This is a genomic window from Bacillus sp. AK25, from assembly GCF_048270685.1.
GTDB lineage: Bacteria > Bacillota > Bacilli > Bacillales > Bacillaceae > Bacillus > Bacillus altitudinis.
This window is the reverse complement of record NZ_JBLUWC010000001.1, coordinates 789,259-804,213: the sequence shown is the minus strand read 5'-3', so window position 1 is coordinate 804,213 and position 14,955 is coordinate 789,259. Positions and strand designations below refer to the sequence as shown.

The following is a 14,955-nucleotide window of genomic DNA, read 5'->3' as shown; positions in this document are numbered from 1 at the left end:
TTTACTGAATGGTTCTTCTTCTGACTACAAGAAGAACAGTTCCAGACACTACTAGTAAAATCCCTGCATACATCAAATAACGAAGCCATTCTTCCCCAGTCTTTGGCAATTCACCGTTTGAGTCATGAGGCGGATGTTGATCCCCTTGATCTGAGGCTGGAGGATTCGTGTGGTCCTCTTCATTCTTCATTGGAGCATTTTTCACAATCAATGTCTTGATCTCCACTTCGCCCATTTGAATTGTAAAAGCGAGTGGTTTTTTTAACGCTACATAACCATTTGGAGCTTTCGTCTCTGTGAGTGTATATTCACCAGGTTTAAGCCCTTTGACAATGGCTTCTCCGTCTTTTCCTGTTGTCACAGATTTGATGATTTTCCCAGCTTTTGTACGAATGTCAAAGGCTGCACCTTTTAAGGTTCTATCAGTCTGCTGGTCTACCTTTATGATACGCAGACTTCCTAAAATCAAGTGATTCTTCGCTGTTAATTGAAGAGGCTTCTGCTGATTTTTCTCAATCGTAAACCGGATCGGCTGATCATCTAATTCATAGCCATGAGGCGCTTTCGTTTCAACGAATTGATATTCTCCCGGTTTTAGATCGTTGATGTGAAGCTTTCCTTTTTGATCCGTTACAAGTGATTTCTTCAACGTTTTCCCGTCTTTACTCTGAAGAGCAAACTCTGCGTTTTCCAGCGTGTGTCCTTCAGCATCCACTTTGGTCAGTTCCACTGCTCCCGGCGTCAGTTTGTTGATCATTTCTACTTTTGCTGGTTTGTCTTGACCTAAACGAATCGTAAATGAGACAGGTGTCTGATCCAATTCATAGCCGGCAATGCTTGCTGTTTCGACAAATTGGTAGGTTCCTGGCTTCAGTTGATCGACTGTCAGTTGACCGTTTTTGCCTGTCTTTAAGTCTTTCTTCACACGCTGATCGTGCGCATCAATCAGGTCAAAGGTCACGCCAGCGAGCAACTGACCATCCTCCCCTTTTTTCTCAAGCTTCACAGCACTTGTCGTCCGAATATTTTCTTTCGTCACTTTCACCTGTTGATTTGGGTTGAAATCAATTTTAAATTCTACTGGTTCTGCATCTAGTTTATGTCCAAACGGAGCCTTCGTTTCAACCAATTGGTAAGCGCCTGGTTTCAAATCGTTGACAGTGATGATGCCTTTCTCGTTTGTTGTTAAACCTGACATCAATTCTTTGCCATCGTCATTGAAAAGTGTAAATTCTGCGCCTTTCAATCTTTCTTTTTCTTCTCCTATTTTTGTGAGTTCTACAGAACCTTTCTTAAGCTGATTGATTGCCTCCACTTGAATCAATTCTTTTTGACCTAATTCAACTTGAAAGACAAGTGGTTTCGTACTCAATTCATAGCCTTCAAGACTCTTTCTTTCAACAAATTGATAGGTTCCAGGTTTTAGACCTGTGAAGGTGATCTTTCCATCCTGATTGGTTGTAATTCCTTCTCCTCCTGCCACTATCTTTCCTTTATCATCAGATAGATCAAAGACAACCCCTTCTAATGATTTCCCATCTTCACCTTTTTTGTGCAGCAGCACTCCGCCTGTAGTGCGGTTATTTTCTTTCGTCACACTGACCAGCTTCTCAGGGTTAAATGGAATAGCAAAAGTGACAGGTGTTTCGTCAAGCTCATGACCGAATGGCGCCTTCGTTTCAACAAACTGATAGGTTCCAGGCTTCAGATCGTTGACGATGATCTTCCCGTTCTGATCAGTGACGAGACCTGTTTTCATCTCTTTTTCATTTGCATCTACAAGCTTGAATTCTGCTCCTTCAAGCACATCATCCTTTTCACCAAGCTTCGTGAGCTGGACAGATCCAGTTTTGAGATCATTGATCACTTTGATTTCTGCCGGTGTTTTTTGTGCGATTTCGATGGTAAAAGGATAAGATTTATTTTTCTTTTGGTAACCATCAATACTCTCTGTCTCCACGAGCTGATATTTGCCCGGTTTGAGGTTATCAACCAAAAGCTTCCCATCTCCATCTGTTGTCAAATCTTTACGCACGACTTTGCCATTTTGATCCAACACTTCAAATCGAACACCTTGAAGCTTCTTGCCATCCTCCCCTTCTTTTATCACTTCTAATGCACTTGTTTCATAGAAGTTCTTTTGCGAAATGACGACTGGTTCCTTTGGATCAAGTGGTACTTCAAATTTGATTGGCGTTTCATCTAATACATAGCCATCGGGTGCTTTTGTTTCAATGAGCTGATACGTACCCGGCCTTAGTTCGTTTATCGTGATCTTGCCATTTTCTCCTGTGACAAGCGAATCTTTTAGCTCATGCCCATCTTGATCTAAGAGCTTGAACTGTGCACCTTCTAGTCTCTCTCCGCCTTCACCTATTTTGCTCAATTCTGCAGAGCCTTTGATGATGTCATTTACTGCGGTGACAACCGTTGTTTCTGTTTGATTTTCTTTAATGGTGAACGGCCATTTTTGCTGATTTAATTGATAGCCTTTCGGTGCGTTTGTTTCAACAAAATAATAGGAACCTGGCTCAAGATGTTTGAATAGGATTTCTCCTTTTTCATCCGTTTTCAAATGGGTTTGGACGGTATCTCCGGATTCATTTCTCAGTTCAAATTCTGCATTTTCTAATGCCGTACCCGTTTCTTTGTCTTTTTTCGTGAGCTTCACATGCTGGCGGATTTCTTGGTTTTGCACCGTCATGCTATTTCCTGTTTTCGTTTGATCTCCTGATTCGTAAGGCTGATCAATCGTGACATTGATCTGTTCCTTCGTTTTCAAATAACCATCAGGTGCTTTCTCTTCTGTCACGATATAGTCACCATACAGAAGACGATCAAATCGAAGAGCTCCTTCTTCATCTGTTGTCTTTGTTCCAATGACGATACCACTCGCAGCATCAGTCAGAGAAAAGGTTGCTCCTTTTAGCGCTTTTCCACCACTCGCATCTACCTTATGAATGGTTAAAGCGCCAATCGCTCCTGTGCCATCTCCCATGCCAGCGGTACGTTTGACCACAATTGAGGCTTCGGATTCCTTTTTGATTTCTTTTACATTTTCACCTCTAAACGTTACTTCGTTTTGAAGTGTACTTCCCACCTTATCTAAAATGAGAGATTGGTATTCTAAAATATAGGGTCTCGTGATTTCTTCTTTAAATTTGATTTGAAAAGAATCTGGATCGAATTCAAGGTCTAGTTCATAATCCTTCCCTTTTTCCAGCTCTTCCTTTTTGGTCACTTGCCCCTTTTCATCTATTGTTGTCGAATACAGATGAAATGAGTTTTCTATTATGGCTTGGTTACTGCTCGGATGGTCTATAATCGTCGCATCTTGGACTGTTGATTGACCAAAGTTGATATTCAGTTTCCAATCAATGACTTTCCCTTGTTGATTTCCTGATTTGCTCGTGTATTTCCCTCCATTTGGAATGGACACCATAGCATTCACGTCTGATTCTTTCGTCTTTCCATCATAAAGGGTCGCTTTATTTTCGTAGGTTTTCTGTACTAAATCCATTCCTTCAACACTTGTTTGATACGTGATTTTGTATGGGGAATCAATGGCATGTTTGAAAATGACTTCGAAACCTGATTCTCCCTTTTCATTTTCAAGGAATTTGATGTCATAATGTTCTTTCGCTAATACTTCTTTTTCTTCCGCACCATTTTCCCCGCCTTGTAAATCAAGCGAGTAGACGATGATTGAATCTTTAAGCAAACGCTGATTTCCTTGAATGAAATCCTCGATTTTCGCCTCTTCTAGATGCTTCAAATTATAGTTCACACCGATATTCCATGTGATCTCTTTTTTCTTTGCATCATATGTTCCATTCTTGAACCCATTGGACTGCGTGTATGTGTCAGGCGTAAAGACAGATTGGTTTTCCTTCGTCAAATCCTTGCCATCTTCATTTACCCATTCAAGTTTTACATGGTTACGCAAGTTCTTTTGATCTTTATCTGCTCTTTTTTCATAATCAAAAGACGTTGTATATGTGATAGTATGTTCTGTCTTGATTTCTTTCGTAAATTGAATATCAAATCCATTTGCATGTTCAACGATTTGATAATCTGTGCCTTCTTCAAGCACTGTATTACCTGTCGTCACTTTTAAACTATCTTTTTGCAGCGTCAATCCTTCGTTTGTAAACGTATCTTTTAATAGTAGATTGTTCATGGTTTGTTGATCTTTGTTGAAGGTGATACGCCATGGAATGGTCTTGTTCTTGTAATTCGGTGTTCCGTGGTTTTTCGTTAGGATTTGCTGATCAATTCTTTGCTTCGCTTGTTTGCTCTCTTTGCCAGCTGTCACAGTATTGATAATCTCTTCAGCTTCGAAAATTCGCTCGGTTGCTTTTGTTTGATATGTGATGAGATAAGCCGATTGGATATCTTGATTGAATTGCAAGGTAAATCCGTTTTGTTCATCCTTTTTTTGAGGATGAACCACATAATCTTCAAACGCTTTTGTTCCTGATTCTTTGCCATTCTCATCAATTGTGACTTCTTTGACTTGAATTGAGTCAGATATTAGCGCCTGTGTACCGTTAAAGAAGTCTTCTATCAAAGCATCCTTTTGAGCCAGCTTTTTTTCGTTATAGTTATACCGAATTTCCCAAGTAATCGTTTGTGTGACTGGATCGTAGTGGACGGCTTTTTTATTTAAAGGGCTGCCTCTTGTCACATTTACTGTTCCATCTGCTGAACTAATCTCTTTATCAGCAGAGACAAGGGACGCTTTATTACGAAACGCAGACTGATCTTGATTCGTAATGTCCGTTTCATACATTAAACGGTAAGCGAGATGCACGTCATCTTTAAATTCGATCGTGAAATCTTGACCATCTGCTGTTTGGCCGATGGTGTAGTGATTTTCGTCAAGCAGCTGTCCAAGCGATGTTTCACCATTTAGTTTTGTATCTACACGATAAAGCTTGATTGAATCTTTTTTTAACGCTTGACCTTCTTGAATCGGATCTAACAGTTTCGCTTGTTTCACATCATCTAAGTCCATATTAAAATCGACTGTCCATTGAATGGTTTCAGCATTGTAAGAACGATTGGGTTCTCCCTTTTTAGAGACATTTGGACCATTTGGAATGTATTGAATCGGAATCGATATCGTATCTTTGCCTTCAATCGGGGTAATCACCACTTCTTTTTCTTCAGTGATCACTGTTTTTTTATCTAATTGTGTCCATACTTGAAGTGTTCCTTGGATATTTGAATATTGTTTAATAAAATCTGTGAATTCGATAGAGGCATTTCCGCTTTCATCTACAGAAAAATAACCGATGATCGATTGATTAAATTTCATCTCGAGACGATCGATTTTTTCGTAAATGACTAATTCCTCTGGAACCTTGAAATGGAATTCATCCCCGCCATTATAGTTATGACCATTCGGGATGGCCCACTTATAGTTAATGGAAATCAGTGAGTTGACGTCAGGCTTATCAACTGAATTACCTTCCTGATCTTCAAAAATTAATTTGGCATCAGTAAGGAGATTTTCTTGTATCTGCATTTGTTTTGAAACACTTTGCAGCCCTACACGCTTAGACACGTTCACTTTGTTTTCTAGTAACTCCTCTTCATCGCTTTGTGTCTTTTGAACAGTTTCTTGATTGTTAGCAGCATTGTCTTTCTGCGATGAGGTTGAATCGTCTTTTGAAAGGTTTTCTTCACGCTCATTTTGCTTTGTTTTCTCTTTTTTCTCAGCTATACTGGTGACGTCAATATCTATAGATCCTTCTAAATTCGGATCAAGCTCAATATCCTCATTGAATGTGACAGTCACTTCATTTTGTTTTGAAACGGTATACTCACCAATTGGTATGTCATCGACAGTCAATCGTTCTTTCTGCTCCTTCTCTACCTGAACGGCTGAAGGAAGAGAGAGAACATACGGATACTGCTTTTTGAGATCAATTCCTTTGATAGACCAATGCACAATGGCCTTTCTTACTTGCTTATCTTCTATGTTTGATAACTTGTTGCCTTCGCTATCAGCAAACTCAATATTCCCATAGATATTCTCTTGAATGTCTTTAGCTTGTGCCCCTGCTAAAGGCAAGATTCCTAATATACTAGACTGTATGACTAACACCGCAATGAGAGCCAATGACAATATTCTTTTCAATACATCCACCCTTTTCTAAAATTAATTTTCAACAATGATAAAAAAATCAGTTGTATACTGTCAGATCAATCACTCCGCTTCTGATCAAATATTTTCTAAAAAAATGCACCTTAAGACCCTATGAATAAGATGAGTTGATCAATCATGAATTGAAAGGAAATCATGAGTAGTGGGTATAGTAATTAGATAGGGGTCTATAGCAATGGGGAATAGTGAGAGGGATCGTGAAAAGATTAAATGTGAATTTTTCTATTTATACTGGAACGAACAACAAATGATTAGTACATGCATATATAAGCATGTATTCACATATAGAACGTTCATATAAAACAAGCATGACTCATATGGTATGTATGGTGAGATAGTTCAGCATCATATAGATCGCATTCCTTCTACTCCCTTTCATATGGTAATCAAAAAGCCGGTGCTTTTTATTCTTACATTTACCGTTTCAACAGCAAAAAAATAAACAAAATATCTAAAATGATCCATTTTTATAGGATTCATGGCATATTTATCACCTTTCAATAGAAAAATATGGAGAATCAGGGCATAACATTTGTTTTCGTCTAATTTTTTTCTCTTTTATCATGAAAAGTGAAGACAAAACGATTTAGCCTAAACATTACAATCATTTCATGCCTATTTTGAGAATCAAATGTGCTTTAAGTGAACTTCATAATATAGAGGCAAGCTAAAGGAAGGAGTTAGTTGTTTGATGGAGCTCATTGATAATAAATCAAAGAGATGGATAAACATTTTAAAACTGCTTGTATCTAAAAATAAGTGGTGGAGCCTTCAAGAGATATCGAATGAACATATCGGTTCTGTTCGTGCCATTCAAAGCGATTTAGAACAAATGAAATCGTTCCAAACCGAGAACGGAGAACCGTTAATCCACATAAAGCCAAGACAAGGCATATCCATTTGTTATACACAGACGATACGAGTGGACTACTATATCAAAGAAATTTTAAAAGATACGATTGAAATTCGATTGATTGACGGCATTTTTTTCGAACAAAACAGGTCTTTCTATGAATGGATGGACACACTTAATATCAGTAGATCCACATTGTATAACACCATTCATAAAATCAATTCGATTCTTACTTCCTATGACATTGAATTACGCCCAGATAGTATGCAGTTCCATGGAAATGAGAAGGAGATTCGTCAATTCTTTGTTGAATTTTTGTTTGAAGTGTATGGAAGCCGGCTTTGGCCATTTGATGATATTCAAAAACAAGACGCAGTTCATTTATTACAAGAACTATTTCAGGTGCTCGAAGTCAATGTACCAGATGTCGCGATAGATAAATACTGCCTGTGGTTCGGCGTTTCTATTCACCGAATGCGAAAAGGTTTTACAATCAGCCGTAAATATACATACTCAATGAATGAGGAAAAACAAACCTCTACAGCTAAAGGGATCTATGATCAAATCAAAAGATGGGAAGAACACATCTGCCAAATGACCAAAGACGTATTTGATGTGACGCTGGATCATCATGAATTTGTCTTTTTGCTATTGATCGAACCAGCTATTGGACACTTTAAATCAATTGAAACTGTCGAAGAAAAATTGACGTTCTTTCAGTCACATACACCACGCCTCTATGATGCTATTCATTCATTTATCACCCAGTTGGAGTCGATTTTTCATCAAGAAATAGCGAATCGTAAGGTGATGACACTCGTTCTTCTCCAATATTATGTGTATTCCAATGAAATTACCGTGAGAGATGGATTCCTTTTCAAAAAGAAATCGAGCTATTTATCAGAGGTGAAAAAACAGTTTCCCTACTTCTATTCGAGGATTACTCATATCATCCAAGAGTTAAAAACAGACGATATCCTCGCTTCTTTTGTGAAAAATGAACGGGAATTGATTCGTATGATTACATCTTCCTGGAGAGGACTTGTTCATTTGGAGATGGAACGGAGAAACGCGCTGAACATTTTTGTTACTTCAACATTAGGCTATTATCATAGTTTGTTTATTGCTGATTTAATTAAATTAAGTGTGCCTCCTCTCATTCACATTTTCACAAGTCCAGAAAATACGTTAAATGATGTCACGATGGATCAACTTGGGATTGATATGATTGTGACCGATACTGAGCTTCCTCTTCAGTTCGGGCGATCCACGCTGCTGATCAGCTCTTTTCCAACAAAAAAGGAATTGGACAACTTGCACCGCAGATTGGTTGATATGACAAACTGATGTTCATCATAAAAAAAGCTGCTGAGACATGCTCAAGCAGCTTTTTGGTTCTGTATTAATGAAGCACGATTTGTTCATTCATCAAATCAATGGCGTAAAGCGATTGCCCATATTCATCTAATAGAAGGTATACTTTGAGCGGGGCAGTGGTTTGATCTGTTTGCTGCGTGAATAGGACACAAGTGAATTTTTCAATCCCATCTGGCAGCTTACTTTTCAGAAAAGGATGAAGAATAGGAGAGATTCGAAGGGTATCAACATCTTTCAGCCAAAGCTCATCTTGTAACGCAGGATAATGGTCAACCAAAAACTGACGAAACACTTCCAATGTACTCAAGGTAGATATCCTCACTTTCTTCTAACTTGGCTTCAAACTCACCTAAAAACAAACGGAACCAACTCATCATATGATCTCGGTACACGTATTTTCGCATACGGCTTGAGACATGATCACTCACTTTTTAGACTTGATACTGTAGATCAACTGTACTGTCACGAATGTTTAATATGTATAACGTTTCCTATGTCTTCTCATTGACTCCACCACGAATCCAAACAATGGACCTATGATCATATTCTTACCTGTTTTCTTTCGTGATGAAACGACAACTTCCTGCTACAATATTCCATTTTTCTGCAAAAAAGAGGGAGTTGGGACAAAAAAAGAACAGCTCCTCACTGTTCTTTTGGAAGTTATGAAAGGTCTGTCAAAGAGAACACTTCGCCGCTCACTGCATCAATGCCATCATGACAATCGAGCTTGCCGCATAAAACATATTGTTTTTGCACATCGTCATAGACATAGATAGGTGTAAGTTCGAGGCGTTCTCTCAATGTTTCAAAGGCTTGTTTCTGAGTTATGGTGATTTCACTAGCTGTTTGAGATGGATTGAGTATCCCACATACTTGAAACATCTCCTTTTTATCTATGTAATTAATGGCTTCAAAAGTGTTGGCATAAATGAAGACCTTGATTTTATCCATAAATCCACTGCCTTCTTGCTCATTCGTTTTTAATATCGCATGGATGTATCCATGATCACGTTGGAGTGTTTTTAGAACCCACTTTCCTGTATCCTTTGGATATTTTTGCGCCAAGAAGGTGCGGACTGCTTTGATACACTCATCCTGGTCTTCTTTTGATATCGGGAAGGAATCTGGTGACGGTTCCAATGAGAAAGCTTGTTCAGCTGAAATGTTCTCATGAATGTCCATTTCCTTTTTTTCAAAGGCATTGTTTATCGGTTCATTCCACTCAATGACTTCATTCATGTGTATACAATTTGTTTCTTCACGCCCAATTTCAAACGGAAGAGTTCCTGTTCCATCGTTCTTCACATAGATTTCTTCTAACGCATAAATAGACCGGATTTGATTGTGTTCGAAGGAAGGCCATTGAAACAGCTGCACTTGCTGCTCAGCTAAGTTCTCCACCTGATCAAGGGAAAGCACATACTCCTCATCTTTCAGTAATGTTTTGGCTAAAAATGGACCGTGGTGTGTAAAGTACATGAGCTGTCCATGTTCATTCCATTTCACTTCGATTCTGCCTGAAGGTGCTACTTTCACACCATCTATTGCTTCTTCGAAAGAAAGTTCCCCTTTTTCCTTCTGATGCATATGAAAATGCTCTCCATAGATCAATCCTGTTTCTTGTTCGATCCATTGAATGACATGAGCTGGATAAGGTCTCTTAAACGTGACACCATGCTGCGCATAGGTTTTGTCCATAACAAAAATAACTGATTCGGTCTGTCCTGTATTCAAGTTCACTTCAATGACAGCTGTGCCGTCTGGGTTTAGATCATCGTCCTCGGGTTCCGTTTCATGAGAGGGAAACCATTCCATATTCAATGTATACACCGTTTCATTGAACATATTGACGTAGCGATGAAAACTGTGTCTTTTTAGATAGTAAAGATCTAAGCCAAATGTCACCTTTGTCTGATCGATCAGTTGTTGAATGTTTGCTTTCAATGAATTCACCTCAAAATGATGATGTTTTATGGAAGAATAAAAATAACGATAAAGATGAAAATGACGATTGCCATAAAAAATCCTAAAGCGATTGCCATTATATTTGACTCTTTTGTGTAGCCTGTTAATTCACCTACAGTCGATCGGTCAATTTTTCTAAAACGAAAAAGCATGCTTATATTAAAATGGCTAGAACCATCAAAAACAAGAAAATGATCAATGCAGGATCGACGTCACCGAATGCATTATCCACATTTTGTAAAGTGAATGATTGAATAAACATAATGACACTCAATATGATTTTCCACACATAATCTAACCGTTTTTCTTTTTCCCACTCTTTCCCTAATTTCTCTTTTTCATAAATAGCTACCTGCTCTAAAATAGGGATGAAAGACTTTGTTGTTCCTTTTCTGATAAAGCCTAAAATGCCTTGGATAAGGATTAAAATTCCTAAACAAAAAAGGAAATGTGTCAGTTGGATTTTAACAATTTGAATCAACATAAAAAAAATGATGATCATAAGTCCGACAAATAAATTAGAGATAGCGATTTGTTTTGTCCTCATCTTTTTTAGTGCAGCTTGTTCCATGTGATAAACTCCTCCTCGTTTCAAATTTTTCTGATAAACGCTCTATCCTTATTACGATTTTAACGAAAAAATGTTTCAATATTTTCCCTTTCAATTGTCAATTCGGCTTTTTCACAAATGAAAAGACGCCCACCATTCAATGAACGTCTTATCCTTCTTGATGAAATCAGCACATCATATTTGAGCTGTTCTGTCTTTTATTTGCTGGGCTGCCAGGTGTTTAAAGTCATCAATAGAGAGCAGCTTTGACATTTTTTCTCCATGTTGTCTGATGTTCAGTGTTTTTTCTTGCATTTCTGTATCTCCAATGACAGCGATATAAGGAATTTTTTGCATTTGCGCTTCTCTCATTTTATAGCCGAGTTTTTCATCACGTTCATCGATTGTGACTCTAATTCCGATATTTCTTAATTGCTGCTGCACCTCTATGCAGTAATCAAGGTGAACGCTTGAGACAGGTATGATTTGTACTTGGATTGGTGCGAGCCATAACGGGAAGACGCCGGCAAAATGTTCAATGAGAATACCAAGGAACCGGTCAAGTGAACCAAAAATGGCACTATGAATGACAACTGGCCGCACCTTTTCATTTTTCTCGTTGATATATGTTAAATCAAATTTCTCTGGCATTTGAAAATCCAGCTGAATTGTGGCGCACTGGTGGCTCCGCTTTAGTGCATCTTGAATATGAAAGTCGATCTTCGGACCATAAAATGCCCCATCTCCTTCATTTAAATGGTAGTCAATCTTTAACTGATCAAGCACATTTTTTAGCGCTATTTCGGATATATCCCAAATAGCGTCATCCCCTAATGCTTTTTCTGGACGAGTGGATAGTTCGACTGTATACTCAAAACCAAATGTCCGATATACATGATCAACTAATTGAAAAATCCGTTTAATTTCAGCTTCGATTTGATCTTCTCTTAAAAAAATATGGGCATCATCTTGGCAAAATGTTCTGACCCTGAACAATCCATTTAATGCTCCACTGAATTCATGACGATGCACCTGACCAAATTCAGACATTCTAATTGGAAGGTCTCTATAGGAATATAAGTTATTTTTGAACATGAGCATATGCCCTGGACAGTTCATCGGTTTTAAAGCAAAACTTGTATGGTCTACTTCTGAGAAATACATATTTTCATGATAATGATCCCAGTGCCCTGACTTTTCCCAAAGTTCTTGGTTCATCATAAATGGCGTACTTACTTCTTCATATTGCGCTTTTCCTCGCACTTCTCTTGAAAAGGCCATTAATTCATTTCTGACAATCTGACCTTTTGGTAAATAAAACGGCATGCCTGGCGCTTCTTCTGAAAACATAAAGAGGGATAACTGTTTCCCTAATTTCCGGTGATCACGTTTATTTGCTTCTTCCATGAAATGAAGATAATCAGCTAGATGATTTGGATGCTGAAATGCTACACCATACACTCGCTGCAAGACATCCTGATTGCTATCTCCCCGCCAATATGCCCCTGCCACACGCGTTAGTTTAAATGCCTTTAAATACCCTGTAGAAGGCAAATGAGGTCCACGGCACAAATCTATAAATTCTCCTTGCTGATAAATCGTGATGGCTTCTTGTCGAGGGAGACTTTTTAAAATATCCAGTTTATATGGATCATGTGCAAACATCACTTCAGCTTCTTTGTAAGAAACTTCCATTCTTTGAATAAGGTGATTCTCGTTTATGATGTTTTTCATCTCTTTTTCAATCATGGCCAAATCCTCTATGCTTAACGTTTGATTCAGCTTCATATCATAGTAAAATCCATTCTCAATAACAGGTCCGATCCCCAGTGTCACATTGTCATATAACCTTTTCACAGCTTGGGCTAATACATGTGCAGCTGTATGACGTAATACTTCCAGCCCTTCTTTTGAATCAAGTGTTAGAATCGAAACCCCCGCATCGTTGTTTAACGGATAACTTAAGTCCACTGTCTGATCATTGATCTTTCCCGCTACTGCTTTTTTTCTTAAACTTGGGCTAATATGGGAGGCAACCTCTGCGACTGTCGTACCTGCGGAGAACTCCTTGATCTTTCCATCTGGAAATTGAATTTTTACCATTTTTTCTCTCATCACTGACACACCTTTCTCTTTTTTGAAATAAAAAAACACACCCATCCCTCATAGAGGGACGAATGTGTAATCCGTGGTTCCACCCAAATTCCCATAACGCGTATTCGCTTTATGGCTCTGGTGCCGTAACGTGGCGTAGACGGTATTGGATACTGTAATGTTCCCCAATACAGCTCAAAGGTGGTAAGATAGCTTTTCTGCGTTAGGAAGATTTCACCGTGACTTCCCTCTCTGTGAACCGATAAAAGCTGCTCATGTCCTTTTCAAAGCAATCATGCTATAAAAGTAAACAAAAAAAACACACCCATCCCTCATAGAGGGACGAATGTGTAATCCGTGGTTCCACCCAAATTCCCATAACGCGTATTCGCTTTATGGCTCTGGTGCCGTAACGTGGCGTAGACGGTATTGGATACTGTAATGTTCCCCAATACAGCTCAAAGGTGGTAAGATAGCTTTTCTGCGTTAGGAAGATTTCACCGTGACTTCCCTCTCTGTGAACCGATAAAAGCTGCTCATGTCCTTTTCTTCGCTTTTGATTTCTCCATATATTACATGATGATGGGGAATGATGTAAAGATTTATTTTGTATAGTGCTATTGAATTTTATTCTTTAAATGAAATGTCTTGTCATTTCACTGGGGCTATATTCGACTTGATACTTAGGAGATAACGCATTCTTCACTTCTTCCGTTATACACTCCCCTGCTTGATTAAACTTCTTTTCCATTTCTACCCCTACTGGCAGCAAGTCATCTGTTTCTTCATCAAACCAACAACCATACTGTATGGCCCAATTCCATATTTTAGAGAATAGTACATCGCTTATAGGTACATCATCTCTTTCTAAATGACATTGACAATGTCCGCATTGAAAAGGTTCGCCACTATAGGTTCCTTCAATTTTCACATAAGGTTGGTGCTCAAAATCACGACAGCATACCCATTTTTTGAATTCCTGACCAAATGTTGTCAGTTTTATCGAGTAATAACGCATGGACGTTCGTTTTCCTTTCATAGCAAAAACACCTTGATCAATCAGCTTCTTTAGCCGATACTCAATAAAATCATCTCCGATATATTGTTCTAAATGACCAAGGACTTCTCCAATTAAGCGTGGAGTTACGATGTATTCCTCTTCTGGCTCGGACAAATGAAGCCGCTTAGCCATTTTTACTAAATAAGCATCAAATTCATCTTCTGGTACGTTGATCGTTTGTTCATTTCGCCATATCCTAAGTGTATGATCTGTTTCGGCAATGTGAAGCCACTCTTCTTGTAATCGTTCTCTTTCTTCCTTGGAAATGGTGTGAAAGTGATTTTTACTTTCATAAATAATTTTAAATTTTTCAGATGGGATTTCCCCAGTATGTCGAAGGTCCATGCGAAACGTCTTTGTATTAAAATGGTGATCATATGCAATCGCTGTATTGATGACAGACACGTCCACGTTTTTTCCTTTTAATAAATAGATGGCAAATCGTAGACCTATTTGTTCATGTGCATTGTTGCCTATCCATATCATTAAATGTGATCCATCTTTTATATCCTTCACTTGTTGAATCATTATTTGTTGATCGATGACCATGTCATCAAATCTACCAAACTCATTGGACATGACATGACGAAGCCACTCAATACGAGTCTCTTGTCCTTGACGTTCATGTAAGTGCGTAAGTGGGCCAATGGAGTAGATATCATCAAAGGTGATGATGTCTTCCACTGGTTTTTGCTTCATTTCTCGTAATGCTTGTTTTAAACTACCAGCAGTTGCTGCCCCAAATACGATATGTATCATTATTCGCCTCCCTTTATCTTACATTTTATATCATCTTCGCCTATTCATGGTTCTTACGTCAATTCTATTGAGTCAATTTCATTCAAAAGTACGACGATGAGAGGATAAGATCTATATAAAGA

The 14,955-nt window shown here is 38.4% G+C and carries 7 protein-coding genes and 2 other annotated features; of the genes, 1 reads left to right on the top strand and 6 read right to left on the bottom strand.

The annotated features are described in order from the left end of the window. Nucleotide 1 precedes the first annotated feature (1 nt). Complete coding sequence (locus ACNO7B_RS03980; protein WP_417901221.1) at nt 2-6,154, bottom strand: SpaA isopeptide-forming pilin-related protein; 6,153 nt, start codon at nt 6,152-6,154, stop codon at nt 2-4. 709 nt (nt 6,155-6,863) lie between these two features. On the opposite strand from ACNO7B_RS03980, the gene ACNO7B_RS03975 reads away from it, so the two are divergent. Continuing rightward, nucleotides 6,864-8,372, top strand: a complete 1,509-nt coding sequence (locus tag ACNO7B_RS03975) for a helix-turn-helix domain-containing protein (protein WP_366963883.1) — start codon at nt 6,864-6,866, stop codon at nt 8,370-8,372. A 55-nt stretch (nt 8,373-8,427) separates the two neighbouring features. On the opposite strand, the gene ACNO7B_RS03970 is transcribed toward ACNO7B_RS03975, so the two are convergent. The 5 genes from ACNO7B_RS03970 to ACNO7B_RS03950 form a co-directional block, all read right to left on the bottom strand. Further along, nucleotides 8,428-8,709 carry a hypothetical protein gene (locus tag ACNO7B_RS03970; protein ID WP_017366847.1) on the bottom strand — a complete coding sequence of 94 codons (282 nt, stop codon included), beginning with the start codon at nt 8,707-8,709 and terminating at the stop codon, nt 8,428-8,430. A 356-nt stretch (nt 8,710-9,065) separates the two neighbouring features. Then, on the bottom strand, nt 9,066-10,358 hold the full coding sequence (locus tag ACNO7B_RS03965) for a hypothetical protein (protein WP_417901220.1): 1,293 nt from the start codon (nt 10,356-10,358) through the stop codon (nt 9,066-9,068). Between the two features lie 166 nt (nt 10,359-10,524). Beyond that, nucleotides 10,525-10,941, bottom strand: a complete 417-nt coding sequence (locus tag ACNO7B_RS03960) for a hypothetical protein (RefSeq protein ID WP_417901219.1) — start codon at nt 10,939-10,941, stop codon at nt 10,525-10,527. Between the two features lie 174 nt (nt 10,942-11,115). Beyond that, nucleotides 11,116-13,035: a threonine--tRNA ligase gene (gene thrS / locus ACNO7B_RS03955; RefSeq protein ID WP_417901218.1), complete on the bottom strand. Its 1,920-nt coding sequence runs from the start codon at nt 13,033-13,035 to the stop codon at nt 11,116-11,118. 51 nt (nt 13,036-13,086) lie between these two features. Then, nucleotides 13,087-13,311, bottom strand: a binding site (T-box leader). Between the two features lie 38 nt (nt 13,312-13,349). Then, nucleotides 13,350-13,574, bottom strand: a binding site (T-box leader). A gap of 74 nt (nt 13,575-13,648) precedes the next feature. Further along, complete coding sequence (locus ACNO7B_RS03950) at nt 13,649-14,833, bottom strand: DUF1835 domain-containing protein (RefSeq protein ID WP_366963887.1); 1,185 nt, start codon at nt 14,831-14,833, stop codon at nt 13,649-13,651. Nucleotides 14,834-14,955: the final 122 nt, after the last annotated feature.

Excerpts from the sequence above, each read along its gene's own strand:
- ACNO7B_RS03975 (WP_366963883.1), top strand. The coding sequence starts at position 6,864 with ATGGAGCTCATTGATAATAAATCAAAGAGATGGATAAACATTTTAAAA.
- ACNO7B_RS03960 (WP_417901219.1), bottom strand. The coding sequence starts at position 10,941 with ATGGAACAAGCTGCACTAAAAAAGATGAGGACAAAACAAATCGCTATC.
- thrS (WP_417901218.1), bottom strand. The coding sequence starts at position 13,035 with ATGAGAGAAAAAATGGTAAAAATTCAATTTCCAGATGGAAAGATCAAG.
- ACNO7B_RS03950 (WP_366963887.1), bottom strand. The coding sequence starts at position 14,833 with ATGATACATATCGTATTTGGGGCAGCAACTGCTGGTAGTTTAAAACAA.